Source organism: Nocardia sienata NBRC 100364 (assembly GCF_001613205.1).
GTDB lineage: Bacteria > Actinomycetota > Actinomycetes > Mycobacteriales > Mycobacteriaceae > Nocardia > Nocardia sienata.
The window spans coordinates 1-1,169 of the sequence record NZ_BDBX01000124.1; the positions used below are offsets into that span (position 1 = coordinate 1).

Genomic DNA, 1,169 nt, shown 5'->3' on the forward strand with positions numbered 1-1,169 from the left:
CGACCTGGGTCGCGATCAGCGAGTTACCGCCGAGGGTGAAGAAATCGTCGTCGGCACCCACCCGCTCCACACCCAGGACCTCGGCGTACACACCGGCCACGATCTCCTCGATCGGGGTCGACGGCGCCCGGAACTCCTGCGCCTCGAACACCGGTTCCGGCAGCGCTTTCCGGTCCAGCTTCCCGGAAGCGTTGAGCGGGAACTCGTCCAACACCATCAGGACGGCGGGGACCATATAGGCCGGCAGCCGCTCGGTCAGATGACCGCGCAGTTCGTCGGTATCCACAACCGCGGTCTGCGCGGGAACCACATAACCCACCAACCGATCACCGGTCTGCGCGTCCGACTTCGCGGTCACCACCGCACGCGCCACCGACCCGTGCTCGGTCAACGCCGACTCGATCTCACCCAGCTCGATGCGCTGACCACGCACCTTCACCTGGAAATCCGACCGACCCACATACACCAGTTCACCGGCGGCATTCCAGCGCACCACATCACCGGTGCGATACATCCGCTCACCGGTACCGAACGGGTTCGCCACGAAACGATCCGCGCTCAGATCCGCCCGGCCCGCGTAACCACGCGCCAACTGCGCACCCGCCAGGTACAACTCACCCGTCACACCCACCGGTACCGGACGCAACCGCGAATCCAGCACATAAACCCGCGCGTTCCACACCGGTCCACCGATCGGCACCGCACCCGTCACACCGTCGGGAACGGGAGCGTGGGTGGCATGCACCGTGAACTCGGTCGGACCGTACAAGTTGTACAGGGCCACATCGCTGACCCGCCGCACCGCGGCCACCACGTCACCGGTGAACGCCTCACCGGCCACGAACAACAACCGCAACGACGCCAACGCCTCCGGATCACCGACCACACTCTCGGCGAACACCGACAACATCGACGGCACGAACGACGTCGCCGTCACCCCCCGATCGGCGATCACCGACGCCAGATACGCCGGATCACGATGACCGTCGGCTTCCGCGACCACCATCCGCGCACCCACGGTCAACGGGGCGAACAACTCCCACACCGACACATCGAAGGTCGCCGGCGTCTTGAACAACACCACATCGTCACGATCGAACCCGTACTGACCGACGATCCACGCGATCTGATTGACCACCGCCGCATGCGACACCGCCACACCCTTCGGG

The 1,169-nt window shown here is 65.6% G+C and carries 1 protein-coding gene; it reads right to left on the bottom strand.

The features are described from left to right. Nucleotides 1–1,169, bottom strand: a 1,169-nt coding sequence (locus NS4_RS31020; protein WP_157106359.1) for an AMP-binding protein, incomplete at both ends; no start/stop codon positions are given.